Origin of the sequence: Effusibacillus consociatus (genome assembly GCF_042652925.1) — a bacterium.
Taxonomy (GTDB): domain Bacteria; phylum Bacillota; class Bacilli; order Tumebacillales; family Effusibacillaceae; genus Effusibacillus; species Effusibacillus consociatus.
The window spans coordinates 1-20,824 of sequence record NZ_JBHSHC010000044.1 but is presented as its reverse complement, the minus strand read 5'-3'; the positions used below and the strand labels follow the sequence as shown (position 1 = coordinate 20,824).

General features: G+C 49.3%; 20 protein-coding genes. 15 read left to right on the top strand and 5 right to left on the bottom strand.

The annotated features are described in order from the left end of the window. The first annotated feature begins 122 nt into the window (after window positions 1-122). From ACFO8Q_RS06585 to ACFO8Q_RS06550, 8 genes are all read left to right on the top strand, one after another. Window positions 123-1,205: a BMP family lipoprotein gene (locus ACFO8Q_RS06585; RefSeq protein WP_380024931.1), complete on the top strand. Its 1,083-nt coding sequence runs from the start codon at window positions 123-125 to the stop codon at window positions 1,203-1,205. Between the two features lie 102 nt (window positions 1,206-1,307). Further along, window positions 1,308-2,843 (top strand): ABC transporter ATP-binding protein, encoded by a 1,536-nt coding sequence (locus tag ACFO8Q_RS06580; RefSeq protein ID WP_380024930.1) that lies wholly within the window; start codon window positions 1,308-1,310, stop codon window positions 2,841-2,843. A 5-nt stretch (window positions 2,844-2,848) separates the two neighbouring features. After that, entirely contained in the window at window positions 2,849-3,907 is a 1,059-nt protein-coding gene (locus ACFO8Q_RS06575) for an ABC transporter permease (RefSeq protein ID WP_380024983.1), read from the top strand. Continuing rightward, window positions 3,904-4,869 carry an ABC transporter permease gene (locus ACFO8Q_RS06570; protein WP_380024929.1) on the top strand — a complete coding sequence of 322 codons (966 nt, stop codon included), beginning with the start codon at window positions 3,904-3,906 and terminating at the stop codon, window positions 4,867-4,869. Before ACFO8Q_RS06575 ends, ACFO8Q_RS06570 begins: the two co-directional genes overlap by 4 nt. A gap of 306 nt (window positions 4,870-5,175) precedes the next feature. After that, complete coding sequence (locus ACFO8Q_RS06565; protein ID WP_380024928.1) at window positions 5,176-5,628, top strand: CvfD/Ygs/GSP13 family RNA-binding post-transcriptional regulator; 453 nt, start codon at window positions 5,176-5,178, stop codon at window positions 5,626-5,628. Window positions 5,629-5,842: 214 nt separating this feature from the next. Further along, complete coding sequence (locus ACFO8Q_RS06560) at window positions 5,843-7,075, top strand: MFS transporter (RefSeq protein WP_380024927.1); 1,233 nt, start codon at window positions 5,843-5,845, stop codon at window positions 7,073-7,075. A 50-nt stretch (window positions 7,076-7,125) separates the two neighbouring features. Beyond that, complete coding sequence (locus tag ACFO8Q_RS06555; protein ID WP_380024926.1) at window positions 7,126-8,229, top strand: hypothetical protein; 1,104 nt, start codon at window positions 7,126-7,128, stop codon at window positions 8,227-8,229. An 18-nt stretch (window positions 8,230-8,247) separates the two neighbouring features. Then, window positions 8,248-9,765 (top strand): NAD(P)H-hydrate dehydratase, encoded by a 1,518-nt coding sequence (locus ACFO8Q_RS06550; RefSeq protein WP_380024925.1) that lies wholly within the window; start codon window positions 8,248-8,250, stop codon window positions 9,763-9,765. A gap of 194 nt (window positions 9,766-9,959) precedes the next feature. Here ACFO8Q_RS06550 and ACFO8Q_RS06545 read toward each other — a convergent pair whose 3' ends face one another. The 3 genes from ACFO8Q_RS06545 to ACFO8Q_RS06535 all read right to left on the bottom strand — a co-directional run bounded on the left by ACFO8Q_RS06545 (window position 9,960) and on the right by ACFO8Q_RS06535 (window position 12,908). Further along, complete coding sequence (locus ACFO8Q_RS06545) at window positions 9,960-11,000, bottom strand: DGQHR domain-containing protein (RefSeq protein ID WP_380024924.1); 1,041 nt, start codon at window positions 10,998-11,000, stop codon at window positions 9,960-9,962. A gap of 100 nt (window positions 11,001-11,100) precedes the next feature. Next, complete coding sequence (locus ACFO8Q_RS06540) at window positions 11,101-11,793, bottom strand: 3D domain-containing protein (RefSeq protein WP_380024923.1); 693 nt, start codon at window positions 11,791-11,793, stop codon at window positions 11,101-11,103. Between the two features lie 143 nt (window positions 11,794-11,936). After that, entirely contained in the window at window positions 11,937-12,908 is a 972-nt protein-coding gene (locus tag ACFO8Q_RS06535) for an NAD(P)H-dependent flavin oxidoreductase (protein WP_380024922.1), read from the bottom strand. 193 nt (window positions 12,909-13,101) lie between these two features. Here ACFO8Q_RS06535 and ACFO8Q_RS06530 point away from each other — a divergent pair, with 193 nt between their 5' ends. Then, a complete protein-coding gene (locus ACFO8Q_RS06530) occupies window positions 13,102-14,316 on the top strand; it encodes an MFS transporter (protein WP_380024921.1) in 1,215 nt (404 codons plus the stop codon). Between the two features lie 48 nt (window positions 14,317-14,364). Here ACFO8Q_RS06530 and ACFO8Q_RS06525 read toward each other — a convergent pair whose 3' ends face one another. After that, window positions 14,365-14,532, bottom strand: a complete 168-nt coding sequence (locus ACFO8Q_RS06525) for a DUF3973 domain-containing protein (protein ID WP_380024920.1) — start codon at window positions 14,530-14,532, stop codon at window positions 14,365-14,367. A gap of 221 nt (window positions 14,533-14,753) precedes the next feature. Between ACFO8Q_RS06525 and ACFO8Q_RS06520 the strand changes: the two genes are divergently transcribed. From ACFO8Q_RS06520 to ACFO8Q_RS06510, 3 genes are all read left to right on the top strand, one after another. Continuing rightward, the gene (locus ACFO8Q_RS06520; protein ID WP_380024919.1) at window positions 14,754-15,938 is read left to right on the top strand and encodes a CaiB/BaiF CoA transferase family protein; all 1,185 of its coding nucleotides are present in this window, start codon (window positions 14,754-14,756) and stop codon (window positions 15,936-15,938) included. A 32-nt stretch (window positions 15,939-15,970) separates the two neighbouring features. Beyond that, window positions 15,971-17,197 (top strand): acyl-CoA dehydrogenase family protein, encoded by a 1,227-nt coding sequence (locus ACFO8Q_RS06515; protein WP_380024982.1) that lies wholly within the window; start codon window positions 15,971-15,973, stop codon window positions 17,195-17,197. An 86-nt stretch (window positions 17,198-17,283) separates the two neighbouring features. Continuing rightward, window positions 17,284-17,601 (top strand): DUF3870 domain-containing protein, encoded by a 318-nt coding sequence (locus ACFO8Q_RS06510; RefSeq protein WP_380024981.1) that lies wholly within the window; start codon window positions 17,284-17,286, stop codon window positions 17,599-17,601. A 39-nt stretch (window positions 17,602-17,640) separates the two neighbouring features. Here the strand turns inward: ACFO8Q_RS06510 and ACFO8Q_RS06505 are convergent, their stop codons facing one another. Continuing rightward, window positions 17,641-18,192, bottom strand: coding sequence for a CBO0543 family protein (locus tag ACFO8Q_RS06505; protein ID WP_380024918.1), 552 nt, complete (start codon window positions 18,190-18,192; stop codon window positions 17,641-17,643). A 78-nt stretch (window positions 18,193-18,270) separates the two neighbouring features. Between ACFO8Q_RS06505 and ACFO8Q_RS06500 the strand changes: the two genes are divergently transcribed. The 3 genes from ACFO8Q_RS06500 (at window position 18,271) to ACFO8Q_RS06490 (ending at window position 20,725) form a co-directional block, all read left to right on the top strand. Then, on the top strand, window positions 18,271-18,768 hold the full coding sequence (locus ACFO8Q_RS06500; RefSeq protein ID WP_380024917.1) for an AbrB family transcriptional regulator: 498 nt from the start codon (window positions 18,271-18,273) through the stop codon (window positions 18,766-18,768). A 132-nt stretch (window positions 18,769-18,900) separates the two neighbouring features. Continuing rightward, complete coding sequence (locus tag ACFO8Q_RS06495) at window positions 18,901-19,674, top strand: enoyl-CoA hydratase/isomerase family protein (protein ID WP_380024916.1); 774 nt, start codon at window positions 18,901-18,903, stop codon at window positions 19,672-19,674. Between the two features lie 82 nt (window positions 19,675-19,756). After that, on the top strand, window positions 19,757-20,725 hold the full coding sequence (locus ACFO8Q_RS06490; protein ID WP_380024915.1) for an NAD(P)H-dependent flavin oxidoreductase: 969 nt from the start codon (window positions 19,757-19,759) through the stop codon (window positions 20,723-20,725). Window positions 20,726-20,824 lie beyond the last annotated feature (99 nt).

The window sequence follows — 20,824 nt, the reverse complement described above, 5'->3', positions numbered from 1 at the left end:
TGAAAGGGTTAAAAATTTGACCAAATAGTCAAGGAAGCACTGGCGGCCAGAATGCCTCTTATGTTATATTAAATCGTTGGATAGACAAGCTTTTTCACAATGACGAAAGTGGGGATTAAGCGATGAAAACGAAAACAATGGCAAAAGTTCTGCTTGCGGGAACCTTGTCCGCATCTCTGCTGCTCGCCGGCTGCGGGGGCGCCGCTAAAGACAAACCGGCACCCGGCGCTGGCCCTGATCAAAAGCCCAAAATTAAAGTGGCCATGGTAACCGATGTTGGCGGAGTAAATGACAATTCCTTCAACCAGGCCGCTTGGGAAGGCATGAAGAGATTAGGGGCAGATTTAAAACTCCAGGAAAAGAAAGAATATACGTATGTGGAGTCCAAGAAAAAAGAGGACTACGTACCGAACCTTAACAGCTTCGTGAAAGATAAATGGGATCTCACCTGGGGCATCGGCTTCCTGATGGCACAGGATCTTGCAAAAGTAGCTGCAGAAAATCCAAATGCCAAGATGGCGATTATCGATTCGAACTTGGACGGAAAAATCCCGCCAAACGTGACTGCGGTAACGTTTAAGGAAGAAGAAGGCTCCTTCTTGATGGGAGTGATCGCCGGTTTGATGACAAAATCCAACCAAGTGGGCTTCGTTGGCGGAGTGAAATTCCCGTTGATCGAGAAGTTCGAGAACGGATTCAAAGCGGGCGTTTATGCGGTGAATCCCAATGCGACAGTCAAGGTTGCCTATGCGGGTGCATTTGACAAAGCGGATCAAGGCAAAATCTTGGCCAGCACCATGTACCAAGGCGGTGCGGACGTAATCTTCCATGCGGCGGGAGCAACCGGAGACGGAGTGTTCACAGAAGCGAAGTCACGCGGAAAAGGTTTCTGGGTAATCGGAGTTGACCGTGACCAATCGTCTCTTGCACCGGATAATACGCTGAGCTCCATGATCAAACGAGTGGACACGGCAATTTACACTGTCTCCAAAGACCTCGCGAACGGAATCTGGAACGGAGGAAAGCAGGTAGAACTGGGTCTTCAAGAGGACGGAGTCGGGTATGCGCCTACTACCAGCAAGAACACTCCTGCCAATGTGATTGCGAAAGTGGACGAGTTCAAGAAGCAGCTGACCGACGGAAAAATCAAAGCACCGAAGACTGCAGAAGAGTTTGAGCAGTTTAAGGCAACGTTTAAGAAGTAACAGTTGAACAACCGGGGAAGGCGAGTGAAACGCTCGCCTTTTCTGTCCGTCTATACAGATATTTCCATGGTGGCCGTTTGAGGTTTGAAAGGGGGATCGGTCATGGCAGCTGTCGTTGAAATGCTGGGAATTACCAAACGATTTCCGGGAATTGTGGCAAACGACAATATCCATTTGGTTGTGGAAAAGGGTGAAATTCACGCTCTGCTCGGGGAAAACGGGGCCGGAAAATCAACGCTGATGAACATTTTGTTCGGGCTCTACCAGCCAGATGAAGGGAAGATTCGGGTACACGGCAAGGACGTGAAAATCACAGATCCTAATGTCGCAAACCGTCTGGGAATCGGTATGGTTCATCAACACTTTATGCTTGTCCAACCGTTTACAGTTACAGAGAACATCATTCTGGGCAGTGAAGTAACAAACGGTCCGCTGCTGGATTTGGCCAAAGCGGAGAAGAAAGTGGCGGAACTGTCCAAACGCTACGGATTGGACGTCGATCCAAAAGCAAGAGTGGAAGACATATCCGTAGGCATGCAGCAGCGGGTTGAGATTCTCAAAACCTTATATCGCGGTGCTGAGATCCTGATTTTTGACGAGCCGACCGCCGTCTTGACCCCGCAGGAAATCACCGAGTTGATGCAAATCATGCGAAATTTGGTGAAAGAGGGCAAGTCGATTATTTTTATCACGCATAAGTTGAAAGAAATTATGGCGATTTGTGATCGGGTCACAGTGATACGACGCGGCAAATACATAGATACGGTTTCGGTCAAAGAGACGGATCCCGATAAACTCGCCAACATGATGGTCGGCAGACATGTTCAGTTTGCAGTTGAAAAAGAGGCCGCCACTCCCGGTTCATCTGTGTTGGAATTGCGAAACGTGGAGGCAAATGGGAATCGCGGGGTGAAAGCATTAAACGGGATTACCTTGGAAGTGCGGGCCGGTGAGATAGTTGGAATTGCCGGAGTGGAAGGCAACGGTCAAAAAGAACTGATTGAAGTGATTACCGGATTGCGGAAAACAACAAGCGGTACGATCGTGATCAACAATCAGGAGATCACGAACCGAACACCGCGTGAAATCGCGGAATCCGGAATCGGACACATTCCGGAAGACCGGCATAAACGGGGACTGGTGCTTGATTATTCCATCGGGGAAAACATGGTGCTGAACACCTATTACAAGAGCCCTTTTTCCAAGTCGGGGATCCTGCAGTTTGACAAAATCTTTTCGCATGCGAGACGTTTGATTAAAATATTTGATGTGCGGACACCAAGTGAGTACACGCCTGCCCGGGCATTGTCCGGCGGGAATCAACAGAAAGCGATCATTGCCCGGGAAGTCGATCGTGATCCGGATCTGTTGATCGCTGCCCAACCGACGCGAGGGCTGGATGTGGGAGCCATCGAGTTTATTCACAAAAAATTGGTTGAACAGCGGGACAACGGCAAGGCAGTGCTTTTGTTATCGCTGGAATTGGATGAGATCATGAGTCTTTCGGATCGAATTGCCGTGATCTATGAAGGACGGATTGTTGGTGTTGTGAAACCGGAGGAAGTTACGGAGCACGATCTGGGCTTAATGATGTCGGGCGCAACAACAGACAAAGGTAGGGAGGAGGCGGCCACATGACACAAATTGACTCCAGATTCAACAGGATTCTCATTCCTCTTATCGCCATCTTGATGGGACTGTTGGTGGGTGCCGTGATGATGATGTCAATCGGCTACAACCCAATTGCAGGTTATTCGGCATTGTTTGGCGGGATTTTTGGCAGTGCTTATAATATTGGCGAAACCCTCCGTTCCGTAACTCCGCTTGTCTTTACCGGATTAGCGGTAGCGTTTGCGTTTCGAACCGGCTTGTTCAATATCGGGGTGGAAGGCCAATTCATCATTGGACAATTGACTGCAGCCTATATTGGGGCTGCCTGGAGCCTCCCTCCGGTGGTTCATGCGCTCGCAGCAGTTGTATTTGCGATGATAACGGGGGGGCTATGGGCTGCAATCGCCGGTTATTTGAAAGCGCGCCTGCACATTCATGAGGTGATTACGACCATCATGTTAAATTACATCGCCTTGAATACTTCGAACTTTTTAATTCGTGCTTACTTCCATGGACAGCAGGAGAACACTCCACCCATCCGGCCAAGTGCATCGCTTGATATGCCAATCCTGTCTCAAATGTTTGATAATGCCCGGCTGCACTGGGGGATCTTGATTTCCGTGCTGCTTGCTGCAGCGGTCTACTGGCTTTTGTTCCGCACCACCAAAGGATACGAGCTTCGTGCCGTAGGCTTCAATTCACATGCGGCCGAGTATGCAGGGATGAATGTCTCCCGCAACATCGTGACTTCGATGGCTGTTTCCGGTGCTTTGGCCGGAGCCGGGGGAGCTGTGGAAACCCTGGGCGTTTACGGATATTTTGGTATTCAAGGCGGTTTCTCGGGAGTCGGATTTGACGGGATTGCCGTAGCCTTGATTGGCGGGAATCATCCGTTTGGCGTACTCCTGTCTGCACTCCTGTTTGGCGGTTTGTCATATGGATCCTCCAGCATGCAGAGACTGGAAGGAATTCCGACAGAAATTATTCGGGTCGTTATTGCACTGATTATATTGTTCGTTGCCTCCAGCGCGTTGGTTCAATGGATGATCGGCAAATTCCGTCGTAAAGGGCAGGAGGTGGGACGGTCATGAATTGGACGAACATGCTTGAGATTATTTTGAACAATACGATTCTGTATGCGACTCCTCTCGTCTTGGCCGCTCTTGGCGGAGTTTTGTCGGAGCGGTCCGGGATTGTAAATATTGCACTGGAAGGCTTTATGATTATCGGGGCATTTGCTGCTGCAGTTGTGGCCATTTTTGCAGGGGAAACATTGGGGGTTGGCAGGATGGCTCCGTGGTTCGGTCTTCTGGCTGCTTTTGTATTGGGAGTGGTGTTTGCGGTTCCGCACGCGGTCGCAACGATCCATTTCCGGGCCGATCAAGTGGTATCAGGTGTCGCTTTGAACTTTTTGGCGGCGGGCTTTGCCATCTTTATGGTGAAGAACTTGTTCGAGGGTGCGGCCCAAACCACAACTGTTCAGTTTCCGTTTGAAAAATACAGCATTCCCTGGTTGTCGGATATTCCCATTATCGGAAACGGTATATTTTTTGCCTATCCGACATCCTACCTGGCTGTCGTACTGGTCTTGATCGTGTACTTTTTACTTTTCCGGACACCGTTCGGCTTGCGGATTCGTGCGTTGGGGGAACACCCCCATGCGGCCGATTCGGTAGGGATCCGAGTTTACTTGTACCGGTATATGGCGGTTCTGTTGGCGGGAGGTCTTGCGGGACTGGGCGGTGCCGGAATGTCTATCGCCGTGACAAGCAACTTCCAGCATAATACGATAGCGGGTCACGGGTTCATGGCGTTAGCAGCCATGATTTTCGGAAAATGGCATCCGGTAGGAGCGATGTGGGCCGCCTTGTTCTTCGGTTTTGCAACTGCACTTGCCGCTTCCGGACAAGTAATTGGACTCACGAATTACGTGCCGGCCGAATTTCTGATTATGCTGCCTTATCTTCTCACCATCCTGGCTCTTGCGGGAGTTGTGGGGCGGGCCCATGCGCCGTCCGCACTGGGCAGGCCGTATGTGAAGGGACAGCGGTAAATAAAGGTTAAAGCGGTACGGCCATATGGAAGGTCGGGGAGAGGAGCAGCTATGTCAGTTGCAAGAATCATTACAGGTTTATGGAAAACCCAAGCGGAAACGAGCGACCATGCCAAATCTCCGGAACTGAAGACGCGCTATTAAGCACCAGTTACGGGAATATAGTGGAATTTTTTTCGGCACTGGATAAGGAGATTCAGCCGGAGAATTTTTACAGTTCTTGATAACCCTTTCCTTCCTTTTAAAGAAAGGGTATACTATACAAGCGGATTCCCCGCGTCTTACTATTTCTTGAGGAGTGTTTGAATGTCAACTGCAGTAGAAGTAGGCAGCATTATCGAAGGAAAAGTCACATCCATTAAACCGTTCGGCGCATTCGTTGCAATTAATGAATCCCAACAGGGACTTGTTCATATCTCACACGTGGCTCATTCATTTGTAAAAGATGTGAACGATCATTTGTCCGTTGGGGACGAAGTGAAAGTGAAAGTGTTGTCTGTGGATCCGGAAACGGGCAAAATTTCATTGTCGATCAAAGAAACGATGCCGAAACCCGAGGGGGAAGAAGCGCCCCGCCGTCAGCAGGGAAACCGGGAATTCAAGGGGGGCAATCGCGGCCCTAGACAGGCTAAAGGCGGCAACCGTTCTTTTGGTAATGAACCCCGTGAACGTTTCAATACGTTCGAGGATCAACTCAAAAAATGGATGAAACACAGCGAAGAGAACCTTGCGACTCTTAACAAGAAACAGAATCGCTAATGCAACGAATCACTCAAAACCTCGTGTTCACGAGGTTTTTTGTTTTGTACAAAAACCTGCAGAGGTGATACTTCAGGACGAATTCGGACAAAGTTAACAATTTTTAATGTTATTTTCAGGGGAGAGCAGGAATATTTACCTGAATATCAAATGTATATAGAATATGAGTGTTTTTTATCATGACGAAACGGATGTTAAATGAGGAGAGACTTTCTTGGGGGATTTAGTAAGGTTACGATCAAACAGAAACTATATGATCATTATGGTGGCGGAAACATTATCAAATACCGGATTGTGGTTTGGGATTCTTGCGAACCTTCACTTTCTTGAACTGCATGTCCCGTCCAATTTCTTGAAATCCTTGATTTTGGTTGCAGGCCCGATTTTGGGGATTTTGGTCAGTCCGAAAGCCGGGGTTGTAATCGATCGACGATCGAAGAAAAGCGTAATGATGGCCGGAAGTCTAGTGCAATTGGCCAGTGCGATTGTGATGATTGGTGCGATGAGCCTGGAATCGGTGCCGATGATGGTAGCGGGGCTGTTGATTGCAAGCATCGGAAATTCGTTTTACATCCCGGTGTTACGAAGCGTGATTCCGTTGGTGGTAGATAAGTCGAGTCTGGTGCAGGCGAACGCAGTCTACACAAACGTGGTCACCATCACCAGAATTGCGGCAACCGCGATCGCCGGATGGTTGTTGACGGTTTTGCCGCTTTACGGAATGTATTGGGCTGCATTGGGAATTTATCTGGTGATGACAGGATTGCGATATATGCTCCTGTTTGAAGAACATCCAACCCCGTTGGAAAAGAAAAGCCGGGACCAAATTTCGTTTCTTCAGGTTTTTCCGCTGTTACGTTCACATCCTGCCCTTATGGTTTTGGTCGGGGCCAGCACTTTGGTATTCCTGTTCCTCGGCGGATTTAATCTGTTGATTTTAAAGTTTAGTGAATTTCAGCAAGATCCTGCTTTAAAAGGGTGGCTTTATACGATTGAGGGCATCGGAGTTTTGATTGGCGGTTTTGTTGTCAGAAGGTGGTTTGCCGGCGGCAATTTGCTTCGACGTAATGTAGCACTGCTGTCGGGAATTGCAGCCAGTGCCTATATTTTGCATTTTGCCGCGCAAAGATGGGCGGTGGTGTGTGGCTTTGCTCTTTTCGGTTTGATGATTGGATGCTGGCTGCCAACTTCCGGTGCGATTCCGCAATTAATTGTACCCGAGGGGATTCGTGGAAGATATTTTGCTTTTCAAGAAATGTGGAACCGGACTGTGTTTCAGCTGGCTCTGCTGCTGACAGGCGGGATGCTGGATATTGCGGGATTGCCGGGGTACATGATCATTTTGGCGGGAACGATTCTGACCGGTTTTTTGGTGATGTTTGGTTGGATTGTGAGTTATAAGCTGCATGTAGAAGCACCAAAATCTCAAAAAAGTGTCGCGGCATAACGCTTCTTTCCTGAGACACCTGAATAAAATGACATCAGGAGGGGATGGCGATGAGGTGGTTCCGGAAATGGAGGAATAGACCCTCGACTGGATATCCTGATGAGCTCATGAACTATATTGTAAATACGGCGGCAGACGGGCAGCTTTCGGATACAGGTATTTTTAAAAGCTCGGATGCTCAATTGAAACGAATGGTACAGAATATTGTCTGTTTCTTTAAAGCACATCCGGGTACGAACCGTTTGGTATTCTATTGTCATGGCGGATTGGTGTCGGAAAAAGTTGCGGGGGATGGAATCAAGGATCGCTATAAAACCTTTTTGGACAATCATGTGTATCCGGTTTTCTTCATTTGGCAGTCCTCCTTTCAGGAGGCTTTGGAAGACCATCTGCGGGAAACGATCCATGAACGTTTTCGGGAAATGTCGCCGATCGATCGGATCGTTGATGAAGTGATTGAAGAAGCGGCCAAGCTGTTTCCGGAGCCTTGGGAGGCGATGAAGCGGCGGGGGGAGCAGGTGTTTGCCTCTCATGGCGGCGGGTGGAAATTTTTTATGCTGTTGGCGAAGGGGCTGCGCAAAGAAAACCTCCAGGCAGAGGTGCATCTGGTGGGGCACAGTGCCGGATCGATAGTTCTTGCCGCACTTTTGAAACAACTTCTGGAAGGAAACGGATATGTTTATCCTTATCTCAAAATGTTCACCTGCACTTTGTATGCCCCCGCGAGTACGGTCCAACAGTTTGAGGATGTTTATGCACGCGCGATGGATCGCTACTGTCTGAAGCGGTTTTTCCTGTATACTTTAAGTGACGAGTTGGAAACATCGGATCCTTCCGTTCCGTTCTATGGCAAGTCCATGTTGTACCTGATCAGCCGTGGATTGGAAGCCCAGCATGGGGATCAACCGATATTTGGAATGGAGATTTATGCGAAAAACAGCCCATCTTTACAGAGAATGATCGGCAGCAAGCGGGGGGCCTGGATCGTCGCGGATGTGGAGAGCCGACCGGTGCTTTTTCCAACGGGTACGGAGGTGCTTGAGTTAATCAGCATGTCACGCGTTCACGCGGGGTTCAGCTATGACCCGGTGACTCTCAATTCCACACTGCGGACGATTCTGAATCGGAACAAACTTCTCGAGGAATTTAAGTAAGAACTGAGGGGGACATGTATGTACATCGTAACTTCAGAGGAAATGCGGCACCTTGATCGATATGCGATTGATTCCGTGGGGATCCCGGTTCTCGCTTTGATGGAAAATGCGGGGCGAGCAGTAGCGGAGGCGGCGCAATCCCATTTTGGAGGGGAAAAAAGGAATTGGCTCATTCTTGCCGGGAAGGGAAACAACGGCGGAGACGCTTTGGTTGCAGCCAGGCATTTGGTTGAATGGGGGCATCGGGTCACGATTCTCTATGCTGAGGAACCCGACCGGCTTACAGGAGAGGCGGCCGTACAGCGAAATATTGCAGCGGCACTCGGCATTTCCTCCACTGTTTATCAGACCGGTCCGTTCAACTGGCGAGGATTTGACGGGATCCTCGATGGGCTTCTGGGAACAGGAACCAAGGGGGCGCCGAGGGAACCGTACGCTTCTGTAATAAAGGAAGCAAATGAAAGTGGGCTGCCGATCATTTCAATCGATATCCCAAGCGGATTGGATGCGGATACGGGAGCTGTCCATGATCCATGTATCCAAGCGGTTCGAACAGTCGCGCTCGCTTTTCTGAAACAAGGGCTTGTCCAGTATCCGGGTGTTGGGGCAGCAGGAGAGGTGATGGCAGCACCTATCGGAATTCCCGAAGAGATTGCGGACAAGCATGGCATCAAGACTTTTCTGCTCACTGATCGGTTGTTACGGGAACGGCTAGGTATAGAGAGGATCCGTCTTGTGAATACGCATAAAGGAACGTATGGCCATGTATTGGCAGTCGCAGGATCCCGGCAAATGAGCGGGGCGGGTCTGTTATGCGCAAAAGCGGCTCTTCGAACTGGCTGCGGACTTGTCACATGGGCTGTTCCCGATCAATTGGCGGGACCTCTGATTGGACATGTTCCGGAAGTCATGTTGGCGGGAATTGCTGATGGAGGGCGGGGGGATTGGTCTGCGACCTCCCCCCAGGACATCTTGTCGTGGGTCGCCGACAAGGATGCGGTTGCCGTCGGACCCGGCATAGGCCGATTTTTGCAAGGAGAGAAGTGGCTTTCTGCTTTGTGGAATGGGATTCCCTGTCCGTTGGTACTGGATGCGGATGCATTAAACATGATGGCCAATGCATTTGAAAAATGGCCCCGGCGGCAAGCGGCAACCATCTTGACCCCGCATCCCGGGGAAATGGCCCGGCTGCTGAAAATCTCCGTCCAGGAAGTACAGAAGGACAGGATTGGTTTGGCCCGGGAGTTTTCACTGAGATATGGAGTCACGCTTGTGTTAAAAGGTGCTCAAACAGTAATAGCCACTCCCGAAGGAGCGGCTTTTGTCAACACAACGGGGAACCCGGGTATGGCCACCGGCGGAACCGGAGACGTACTCACGGGCATGATTGCGAGTCTGCTGGCCCAAGGACATAATGCCGTACAGGCGGCTTGTCTAGGCGTGTATTTACATGGGCGTGCAGGCGATCAGGCAGCTGCACGCCTTGGCGAAAGCGCTTTGATTGCGTCAGATATAATTGATCGCCTGTCAATCTGATTGGCTTACGCTGAATCTTTATTCGGGTTCCCATCAACACGGCGAGACTTGGGCTTTAGACCTTAGCGTGACCTTGCACGCGTAGTCGCGGTTCCCGTTGCGACGCACATGGATGTGCTAGTGTCGGCGTTCGAACATGGACGTTCGGTTTTAGCCGACGAACCTTATTGTCACGTCACTTTGGTGGGCTTTTTTTATCCTACCTGTCCCTCGATCGTAAACTTCGGTCTGGGAACGGGTTCTCTTGTTTTTACCGGTACACCAAATACCATGTAGGTAAGTACCTGCGAAACATAGCGTTGGCCCGGAATCCCTGATGCATAACGGATTTGACCGGTTCGGGACCAATCAAACGTGTGCATTTTCCAAACGAGACGTTTGACCTCACCCTCGTCGATCCATTCTTTATCCGGCTGCCAAGCTGCTTCCAAAATGCTTCTTCCCACCATCGCACAGCTCATTAAGCCCATGACGCTGCGGAGCTTGAAGGCGGTTTTGGAATGCCACGCTTCCTCAAACACCCGGCTGATTTCCCGGAAATAAACCATGACAGCGATCCGTTTCTTTTCCAAACTTAATTCTGCAAGCGGAGTCCCTTCAATCATCATCTCACAGGCCCGCTTCAAATGATCGAGTGTGAACGGACGGTCTGTAGTTTTCTTTGTCACCACCACAACCAGATTGTAGAACGGTGAATCATTACGCTCCGCAAGGTCAATGGCGATACGGGCATATTCTTCTTTGTCCCGTTTCAGATACACCAACAGAGATTTGGTCAGGCCTACCTGATTCGTATTGATGGTGTCGAAGATCGAAACTTCCTCTTCCGGATAGAGTACATGAAAAGCCAGAAACGGAACCGGCAGCGGCTCTTCATTGAGAAGCTGTCTATGATACTTGTCAATGCCGCCCAACCGGTGCTGTCCGTCTATGACCCTTGCAGGGCCCTGACAAACCAATTTTCCAAAATCGGGATTGCTCTCGTCATAAGCTTCAAATGTCCATTTTCCATCTGCATTGAGCACGATAGGGGTGAGGCATGCATCATCCTGCTGAAGATATTCGGCATACGATAAGGCTCTGGCACTGTCAAACGGACGCTGATATCCTGTTCCATCCGGGTGATTGTATAAAGGGATAGTAGATAAAGCATCTGCATGATGTGACAGTAGATTGCCTTGATAGATAATGCGGCCTTTCTGTTCGGATCTGATTACTCGTTCAATCGTCACCATGTTGTAAATTCTCCTTTCCTCGTTTCAATAGGTGTTTATTTCAATATATGACCACTAGGCGCATTTATCATTTTGTCCAAAAACTAGTAGTATAAACCTGCTATGCATTTGGTGATGACAAGATATATACACGAATGTTTTTCTTAACGCCAAACTGGACTGCTTGTCCAACGTCCTCCATATAGACATCGATCCGGTTTCCTTTGATGGCACCGCCTGTATCTTCAGCAGTCCGAATACCGACTCCTTCAATGTAGACTTTCGTTCCATATGGAATGATACGAGGGTCCACCGCTATGGTCCGCCCTTCCGTCGCCCGTTTTCCGGTCGAAGTAATGCCGTAGGCCGGATGTTCCGGTGTCTTTCCGGTTGATTCGGGTCCAGAGGTGTATGCGGTTAATGTAAAGCTCATGATTTTATCAATACTCATGACAGCCGGAACTTCTTCTTGCTTTAATTCTTTCGGAATGGTCAAAGATTGACCGACCGTTAAAGCTCGCGGATCCGTCACATTGTTCATCGCAATGATTGCAGTCACGTCCGTATTAAACTGTCGTGCGAGTTGGGATAAAGTATCACCCGGTTTTATGGTATATGTGACAAAAGATTTGTCGGATTGGGGCATTCCGGATCGTGAAGCGAGTGGATCCACCCCGGATTTGGCCAACATCTTCGGAACACCTGCTTCGCAGTCGCAGAGCACCTTGGCATATGTGACTCCCGCAGACGGCTGCAGCAGCAAACCGAATGCCATCAGAATTCCCAGAATTAAAACTGACATATGTTTGTTCATCTGAATTTCTCCTCCCAAGTTGGTATTTCATCAACTAGAGTTGACCAATTTGGAAAGATCTAAACCTCGCAACATAAAAAAAATAAAAAATTGCTAGACATAAGAGTCTAGCAATTTGGCAAATACAGATCTTGTTTACTTGATTAATCGGCAAAAAGAGTCGAGAGGCCACCAAGCGCTGCAGCAATTTCCCTCGCTTCCCGAGCGAGATTGCGTACCACATCGGACGCGCTTTCGACCGAGTCAATAAGACCTACACTTTGTCCGCAGTTCATCCAACCTTCTTCGACACGGCCTTCAATCGCCGCCACTCGATTGTTGACCCCGCGTATGTAGGGAAGGAGCTGTTCGACGGTGGGCCGGGATTTTTCAAATTCAAGAATGGTTTGTGCAAAAGGGGATTTCAGCACCCGTAAGGCCCGACCAATGCTGCGTTCCAGCACGACGGTGGCATCGTCTTTGGCTTCTACCAGGAATTTTTTATAATTCTCGTGGGCTTCACATTCTTTCGTTGCGACAAACCGGGTACCCAGTTGGACTCCCTCGGCGCCAAGAGCCAGAGCTGCCACCACACCTTGGCCGTTGGCGATTCCCCCGGCGGCGACCGCAGGAATCTGCAGTTCCCGACTTACTTGAGGAATGAGGCTGAACAGGGTCATCTCCAGCGGACTGTCGTGACCTCCGGCTTCAAATCCCTCGCAGATCACAATATCTGCACCCAATTCCTGCGCTTTTAAGGAATGCTTCACCGATGCAGTCATAATCATGACTTTCAAACCCGCTTCTTTGAAGAGAGAAACCAACGGTTTCGGGTTACCCGCAGAAAGGCTGATCGCAGTCAGTTTGTCTTTGACTTCAAGGATTGCTTCGATATAAGGAGTGTTGTCGGAATGCTCGCTGATCGGCAGATTTGCACCAAACGGCCGATCGGTTGATTCGGCCGCGATTCGAACCTGTTCCTTAAAGTTCTCCGGTGTCCGGCCAGCCGTACCTACCTGTCCGAATCCGCCACCATTTGAAACTGCCGCCGCCAAAGCGCCATTGCCGACATACGCCAGTCCGCCTTGAATGATGGGGTATTTCACGCCAAGAATTTCGCATACTCGATTTCTCATTGTTCCTTCCCTCCCACAAACATCTTTTTTCAAGATCATCATATCAGAGTTTCGAGCGGGAGGGGGAGAATTTGTCTGACGACTCGGACGAAAATAGTTTCTTGGAAAGAAGGAGTAGAGGCCGAATGATCGAATTTTTTATTACATAAATGCATACTGACCGGTTATTCATTCATTCAAAGGGGGTGGCAGGGTGGAGGGGCGAAGCGTTTCCTTCGGGTTGTATGTTTTGGTTGGTGTGCTGCTAAACGTGACCGCGCTTGGGTTTGCCCGATTTGCCTATGGTGTTGTAATGCCATTTATGAGAGAAGGACTTTCATTGTCCTATGCCCAGGCGGGGATGCTGGGAACATCGACGGCATTGGGATATTTGGGGATGGTGATATTCGCAGGGCTGCTTACCGCCCGTTGGGGAGCAAAGCTGGTTGTAATGCTTGGCGGGGCAGGGATATCTGTAAGTTTGCTGGGGCTGGTGTGGGCTCCCTCATATGAGTGGGCATTGGGTATGATGTTCCTGTCAGGCGTCGGAACGGCCCTTACCTTTACCCCCTTGATTGCACTTTTAGTCGCATGGTTTCCGGAACGAAGGGGAATTGTAATCGGCTTCATGTCGAGCGGGGCGGGAATTGGAATGTTCACCGCAGGAAGCTTGGTTCCCATTTTTGTTGAAATATTTCCCGTCTGGGGTTGGCGTTCGGCATGGGCATTTTTTGGAATGTGGTCAGTGCTGGTTACGCTGCTTGCGGCTTTTATTTTCAAAAATCCACCTCTTCAAAAGGCATCTCCGGAAGCTGCTGTGCTGGACCCTGTCGCGGAGGTCTATAAGAAAAAAGAGGTTTTGCGAGTAGGAATAATTTATTTCCTGCTGGGAGTGGCCTATATGATTCCCATGACATTCCTGGTCGGATTCATGCTGGAGCGGGAGATTGACCCTGCTGTCGCCGGAAGAGTGGTGGCAGGAGGCGGTTTCTTATCGATCTTGAGCGGGCCTCTTTGGGGAATGGTATCGGATCGAATCGGCAGACGGACGGCACTGCTTATCTCGTTTTGGGCAGCTGGAGCAGGCACAAGTATCCCGGTGATAGCACCCCATCTTGTCGGGTTTGTGGTGGGTCAGATCGTATTAGGGTGTACAGTAGGAGGAATGTTGTCCCTGGTTCAGGCAGCAGCTACCGAACAGGTTCGTCCGCCGTTGATCGGCGTTGCACTTGGGTATGTAACGGTGTTTTTTGCTTTAGGACAGTTAATCGGTCCGGGAGCTGCCGGGTGGATCATTGATCACTTTGGAGGATTTCAGGCCGCGTTTCTGTTTTCTTGCGGGATGATCCTGGTCGGGACACTATTTGCTTCTTATATTCCGAGAGATGTGAATTCAAGCGCCGCTGTTTCCCAGGCGGAATATAAATGAGGAGTTACCTGCCGGTAACTCCTTGCTTCATGTGATTTGTGCTTATATTCAGGCGGATCGGGCCTGTTTTTCAACTTGTTGGGAAGAGGTCTGTTGAGTTTGACAAATCCCCAATTGAATAATTTCATCTTTGGACAACGTATGAAACCCTGTTTTAAACACCCAAGCGGAGTCTGTTTTTTCGTGCAGCTTTTTGCATGCGATACAGTAGTACATCTACATCCCCCCTGGATATTTGATTGGATTCCCACTTTACAAAACGGCATTTACAGAATATTATTTACTTATAGATTCATCAACTGTTGCATCTGTTGGACTTTCTTGCCGGAAAGCCAGACACGGATGACAAGCCAGTTTCAACCGCATTGAACTCTATGCGGTTGGCTGGCTTTTATTTTTTACCCAAACAATGATGAGTGCTGCGCGGGGGGTGAAATATGAGAGCGTTGGAAGGCTTGAAAGTCATCGATCTGACACGTGTGCTGGCCGGACCCTATTGCACAATGATTCTTGGGGATTTGGGTGCGGACGTGATCAAGATCGAGGGACCTGGGGGAACGGACGAGACTCGTGAATGGGGACCACCGTTTGCCGGGGATCAAAGTGCCTACTATCTGACTGCCAATCGAAATAAACGGGCGATGACCTTAAATTTGAAGAAGCCAGAAGCGTGGGAAATTGTCCGCACGATGGTAAAGACGGCCGATGTTATCATTCAAAACTTCAAAACTGGCACGATGGAAAAATGGGGGCTGGGGTACGACGTTCTCCAGGCGCTGAATCCCCGCTTGGTGTATTGCTCGATCAGCGGTTTCGGACAAGACGGCCCGTACAAAGATCTCCCGGGCTATGATTACATTGTGCAGGCAATGGGCGGAATGATGAGCATTACGGGCAGCGAGGAGACAGGCCCGATGAAAGTGGGGGTTGCGATTGCAGATCTTGCGACCGGCTTGTATTGCACGATTGCAATTCTTGCCGCCTTACAGGAACGGGAACGTTCCGGACAAGGACAGCATATCGACATCTCTTTGTTGGATTCCCAAATTTCGCTTCTGGCTAATGTCGCCAGCAATTATTTGATATCGGGGCAAATCCCGAAACGATATGGCAATCAGCACCCCAATATCGTTCCCTATCAGACATTCCAGGCGTGTGACGGGGAGATGGTTGTCGCGGTGGGGAACGACCGCCAATTTCAGAAGCTTTGCCAAGTCATAGGGAAACCGGAGTTGGCCGAGGCTCCTGACTTTGTGACCAATTCCGCAAGACTTTCAAACCGCGAACAGTTAATTGAATTGATTCAGGCAGAGTTTGGCCGCAAAACGTGCAAAGAGTGGCAGCAAGTATTGAATGAGGCGGGAATTCCAAACGGACCGATCCACAACATGGAGCAGTTGTTTAACGATCCGCATGTGGCTGCAAGGGAAATGAAGGTGGAAGTAACACATCCGACCGCGGGTCAAATTCCACTTGTCGGAAGTCCCATTAAACTATCCAGGAGCCCGGTTGAAATCCGACGGCATCCTCCGGTTCCGGGAGAGCATACGAAAGAAATACTGATGGAATATGGGTTTCGAATCGAACAAATCGATGATTGGGCAGCAAGAAACATTATCTGAATTTAAACTTTGAATGGGAGAGGTTGAACATGATGAACTTTGCATTATCCAACGAGCAAGAGGCAGTTCGCAAGCTGGTACGATCTTTTGTTGACAAGGAAATCATGCCCTACATTCAGGAATGGGATGCCAAGGGGCATTTTGAAAGAGGAGTTTTAAAACGACTTGCCGAGTTGGAACTGATGGGCGTCTGTATTCCGGAACAGTACGGCGGCAGCGGGATGGACTATAATACGTTGGCAATTGTTTGCGAAGAGCTGGAACGAGGGGATACAGCATTTCGTACGGCGGTTTCCGTCCACACCGGCTTGAACAGTATGACCCTTCTGCAATGGGGAAACGAATTCCAAAAAGAGAAGTACCTTACGCCGCAAGCACGAGGTGAAAAAATTGGCGCGTTTGGTTTAACCGAACCGGGAGCCGGGTCCGATGTTGCCGCAATGGCCACCACTGCAGCAAGAGATGGGGATTCCTATATTCTCAACGGCTCCAAAACTTGGATTTCGCTGTGTGACGTGGCAGATCATTTCCTGATTTTTGCTTATACCGCCAAGGAGAAAGCTCATAACGGAATCAGCTGCTTTATTGTGGAGCGAACCTTCCCGGGCGTTACCACAAAAGCGATTAAAGGAAAATTGGGAATCCGTGCGGGCAATACTGGAGAAGTGTTTCTGGAAGACGTACGGGTGCCGGCGGAAAATCGGCTCGGTGAAGAAGGAGAAGGATTCAAGATCGCGATGTCCGCGCTTGACAGCGGCCGCTTTACCGTGGCTGCAGGGGCGTGCGGTCTGATCAATGCAAGCCTGGAAGCGAGTCTCAAGTATTGTCATGAACGCGAAACGTTCGGCAAGAAAATCGGCCAGCATCAATTGGTCCAACAAATGATCGCCCAGATGGCATCAGGATTGGAAATCTCCCGTTTGCTGGTTTACCGTGCCGGATGGTTAAAGAATCAAGGAGTCCGGAATACTCGGGAAACGTCTCTTGCAAAATGGATTTCTTGTGATATGGCCTTTGAAGCGGCGAACAACGCAGTTCAGATTCATGGGGCTTACGGTTATTCCAACGAGTACCCTGTTGAGCGTTATCTCCGGAATTCGAAAGCGCCTGTGATTTATGAAGGAACCCGCGAGATCCATACCATTATGCAAGCGGAATATGCATTGGGATATCGGGTGGATAAGCCTCTTCGCAAGATGCTGCCGGCGTGGCCGTTCGAAGAAAAGCAAACGGTGGAGGACCTGGCAGAAATTTTGTAATTCTGGAAGAAATCTTGCAATTGACGAATCTTTCACCGCAACAGTACCATGTAAGTACAAGAAGCAAGGGGCGAGGCGGTGAAGAGATGTTGACGGGAAAGTCGATTTTTATTGCGGGTCATGCCAAACTGCCGCAGGGAATGGCTGCGAAAAGCGTCTTTGATTCCTTGACGATTACGGCGGAAGTAGATAGCAAATATGGAGTCATTTTGGAAGCCTCCTGCACACTTGCGACTGAACACGGCAGGAATTTTATCGGTTCTCTCCTGCGGGGCTGCAGTTTGAAAGATGGGATTGACGAACCTATTGCGCTGGTGCAGCGCCACTATCAAGGGAAGGCACAAAACGCATTGGTTGCCGCATTGCGGGACCTGCATCTGCAGTTTGAAAACTTGACGAAATGAAAAAAACGTCTGTCTATTGACAGGCGTCTTTTTTCTTCATCATGTCCGTTCGTTTTTGGTAATTTGCAGTACCCTGCGGCTGATCCAATAAACCATGAGGCTTATGCCAAAATAAAAGACAAAGGAATACCAATGGTTCCAGCTGATCATTTGGTAAATTTTCATTTTTTCCAACAGGTGTTCTGCCAGGAAAGAATAAGCTCCCGACTGTAAAAACGAAGCAATTAGATAGTGACGGCATTTGGGGAAATACTGAACGATCAGCATATAGGACACCGGCAGTACCGAAAGATCCACAACCGGCAATAAAGTTCCTACGGGTATTAAACGCATTGGGTAAGACCATAAAGGAATGGTCGACCCAATATAATCGAGAGAAGCTGCACAAATCGCCACTAACGCTCCAACCAAACATAATTCAAGCAAACGGGATCGATCCACCAGTTTCCACCAGACAATCCAGGAGCCGATCAACATGACCAGCAGGGTCCACCATTGATAGGAGAATAGTTCATGTTCTACATAATGTTCCATCCTGATTTCGGTAATCTGGCGGAGCAACGCTTCAATTTTTTGTATCTGATGATCCATTTTCAGAATCCTCTCAACAAAGAGATTTACTAATTAAAGTGTAGGCAAAATATTAGAATGTAATACGAGGTGACACAAGTGGATATCACAAAAATCTTATTGACATTGGTAATTGGCACGGCGGGAGGACTCGTGGGCTATAAGCTGAAAATTCCGGCTGGTGCAATGATAGGATCGCTTGGCGCGGTGGCGCTTTTTAATCTATTCTACGGTTCGTTGGGGAAAATGCCTGATGGCGTTATGATTGCAGTCCAAATCGTCTTGGGATCCGCTTTGGGGTTGTCCTTCACGAAAGGGATGTTGACCGATTTAAAAACAGCATGGCTGCCCGCTTTGATCATTGCGGGGACCTACCTGCTGGCGGGTGTGCTGGTGGGGCTTTTCGTTGCAAAGGTAACCGGGTGGGATTTGATGACCTCGATGTTTAGTGCCGTACCGGGAGGGCTGGCCGACGTTGTGGCGGCTTCTCAATCCATTGACGGTGTAAAAACGGTCAACGTGATGGTGATTCACTCTGTCCGTCTTGCGATGGTACTGCTGTCCATTCCTATTTTGGTAAAAGTGTTTGGAAAGTGAAGACTCCAAATGCAGCTACTAAACAGAAGTACACGATCGTCAAACGAATGAGAATCAACCAATTGGCACGTATATTGCATCCAATTTTTTGCTAGGAGCATAAAATTAAAAACAAATAGGGGGTGGATGCTCGTGGAATACGTTGTGTATCAAAAAATCGGAAAAGTGGCTCATCTTTCCCTCAATAATCCAGCTGCGCGAAACGCGCTTCTTGCAGAACTAAGGGAAGAACTGTTAAAGACACTTGAGGAGGCCGAGGCAGATCCCGATGTGAAGGTACTGCTTCTCACAGGGCAAGGGGACCATTTTTCTGCAGGTGGAGATGTAAAGGCGATGGGGGAGCGTACCGTCATACAGTCTCTCGATTCGGTTCAATTATACAATCGCATAGTGACCAAGATGACTGCAATGAATAAGCCCATCATTGCTGCTGTCCACGGCTATGTGGTTGGGGCCGGATGCAGCCTCGTCCTGTCCAGCGATATTGTATTGGCGGCAAAAGGAACCAAGTTTTCGCTGAGTTTTTTAAAAATCGGACTTATGCCTGACGCAGGTGCTACGTATCATCTTCCGCGATTGGTCGGTTTGTTGAGAGCCAAAGAGCTTATTTTTGGGGGACGCTTCTTTGACGAAGCGGAGGCCCGGCAAATGGGGATTGTTTCAGGTATTTACGAAAAAGAACAACTGCTGGATTCGGCTCTTGAATATGCCCATACCTTGGCTGAAGGCCCCTCGCTTGCCATCGGGCTTGTGAAAAAAGCATTGCATCACTCGCTGCAAAACGATTTACCCGGTGTCTTGGAATTTGAGAGAATGGGTCAGTCAGTCCTCCAGCAAAGCAAAGATCATCGAGAAGGAGTAAAAGCGTTTAAAGAAAAACGAAAGCCAAATTTTGCAGGTGAGTAAAATCTCAAACAGTAAGTACGAATCATAAGTCGATTTTGAATTAATAAGTCGAAATCGACTTGATCAAAAGGAGGGATTGAATATGCGGACGCGGGTAACAGATATGCTTGGAATCCAATATCCGATCATATGCGGCGGAATGTTCCGAGTCGGGCGGGCTCCATTGGCCGCTGCGGTTTCAGAGGCCGGTGGGTTAGGGATTATTACCTCTGCCACTTTCGAAACGGCGGAGGACTTGCGGCAGGAAATTCGGAAAGCGAAGGAATTAACAAGGAAACCTATTGGGGTTAACCTCAGTCTCTTTCCGAGTGTGCGAAAGCTGCCAAACGAAGAGTACATTGATGTTCTGCTTGAAGAGGGTGTCCGAATTGTAGAAACCTCCGGTCGCAGTCCGGAATCCCACATGAAAGTATTGAAAGACAATGGTGCGATAGTCATCCATAAAGTCGCGGGGGTTCGTTACGCAAAAACAGCCGAACGGGTGGGATGTGACGCTGTAACTGTGGTCGGGTTTGAAACGGGAGGTCATCCCGGCATGGAGGACGTGGGCCATGTGGTTCTGGTTCCTCAAACTGTCGATGCGGTCAAGATTCCTGTGCTGGCAGGCGGCGGAATTGCGGACGGACGAGGGCTTGCCGCCTCTTTGGCATTGGGAGCTGAAGGGGTTGTTCTGGGCACCCGGTTTTTGGCTACTCAAGAATCGATGGTGCATGACAACGTAAAACGGTGGATGCTGGAAGCTTCGGAGATGGATACGGCACTTGTCCAGAAGTCAATCGGATCCGCCTCCAGGGTTGCACGGAATGCTGTGGCACTTGAAGTCATGGAATTGGAAAAACGGGGGACTTCCCTCGAGGAACTATTGCCTCTGATTACGGGGGCCCGTTCAGTCCGCGTATACAACGAGGGAGATGTTGACGCGGGTATATGGTCATGCGGGCAGTCAGTCGGATTGATTCGCGACATTCCAACTGTACGGGAAATCGTGGAGCGGATCGTGGCTGAAGCGAAACTAGCGATTTCCGCGTTGAACAGGATTGTGGCCGAATAAAACGGAAGGTACGATGAAAACAGATAGGCGAGGGGATACGACTTATGAATATTCTGGTTCTGATGAAGCAAACGTTCGACACCGAAGAAAAGATTGTTC

Bases quoted from the DNA above. Each gene is read 5' to 3' on its own strand.
- ACFO8Q_RS06585 (WP_380024931.1), top strand. From the start codon at position 123: ATGAAAACGAAAACAATGGCAAAAGTTCTGCTTGCGGGAACCTTGTCC.
- ACFO8Q_RS06580 (WP_380024930.1), top strand. From the start codon at position 1,308: ATGGCAGCTGTCGTTGAAATGCTGGGAATTACCAAACGATTTCCGGGA.
- ACFO8Q_RS06570 (WP_380024929.1), top strand. From the start codon at position 3,904: ATGAATTGGACGAACATGCTTGAGATTATTTTGAACAATACGATTCTG.
- ACFO8Q_RS06565 (WP_380024928.1), top strand. From the start codon at position 5,176: ATGTCAACTGCAGTAGAAGTAGGCAGCATTATCGAAGGAAAAGTCACA.
- ACFO8Q_RS06555 (WP_380024926.1), top strand. From the start codon at position 7,126: ATGAGGTGGTTCCGGAAATGGAGGAATAGACCCTCGACTGGATATCCT.
- ACFO8Q_RS06550 (WP_380024925.1), top strand. From the start codon at position 8,248: ATGTACATCGTAACTTCAGAGGAAATGCGGCACCTTGATCGATATGCG.
- ACFO8Q_RS06545 (WP_380024924.1), bottom strand. From the start codon at position 11,000: ATGGTGACGATTGAACGAGTAATCAGATCCGAACAGAAAGGCCGCATT.
- ACFO8Q_RS06540 (WP_380024923.1), bottom strand. From the start codon at position 11,793: ATGAACAAACATATGTCAGTTTTAATTCTGGGAATTCTGATGGCATTC.
- ACFO8Q_RS06535 (WP_380024922.1), bottom strand. From the start codon at position 12,908: ATGAGAAATCGAGTATGCGAAATTCTTGGCGTGAAATACCCCATCATT.
- ACFO8Q_RS06525 (WP_380024920.1), bottom strand. From the start codon at position 14,532: ATGTACTACTGTATCGCATGCAAAAAGCTGCACGAAAAAACAGACTCC.
- ACFO8Q_RS06520 (WP_380024919.1), top strand. From the start codon at position 14,754: ATGAGAGCGTTGGAAGGCTTGAAAGTCATCGATCTGACACGTGTGCTG.
- ACFO8Q_RS06515 (WP_380024982.1), top strand. From the start codon at position 15,971: ATGAACTTTGCATTATCCAACGAGCAAGAGGCAGTTCGCAAGCTGGTA.
- ACFO8Q_RS06510 (WP_380024981.1), top strand. From the start codon at position 17,284: ATGTTGACGGGAAAGTCGATTTTTATTGCGGGTCATGCCAAACTGCCG.
- ACFO8Q_RS06505 (WP_380024918.1), bottom strand. From the start codon at position 18,192: ATGGATCATCAGATACAAAAAATTGAAGCGTTGCTCCGCCAGATTACC.
- ACFO8Q_RS06490 (WP_380024915.1), top strand. From the start codon at position 19,757: ATGCGGACGCGGGTAACAGATATGCTTGGAATCCAATATCCGATCATA.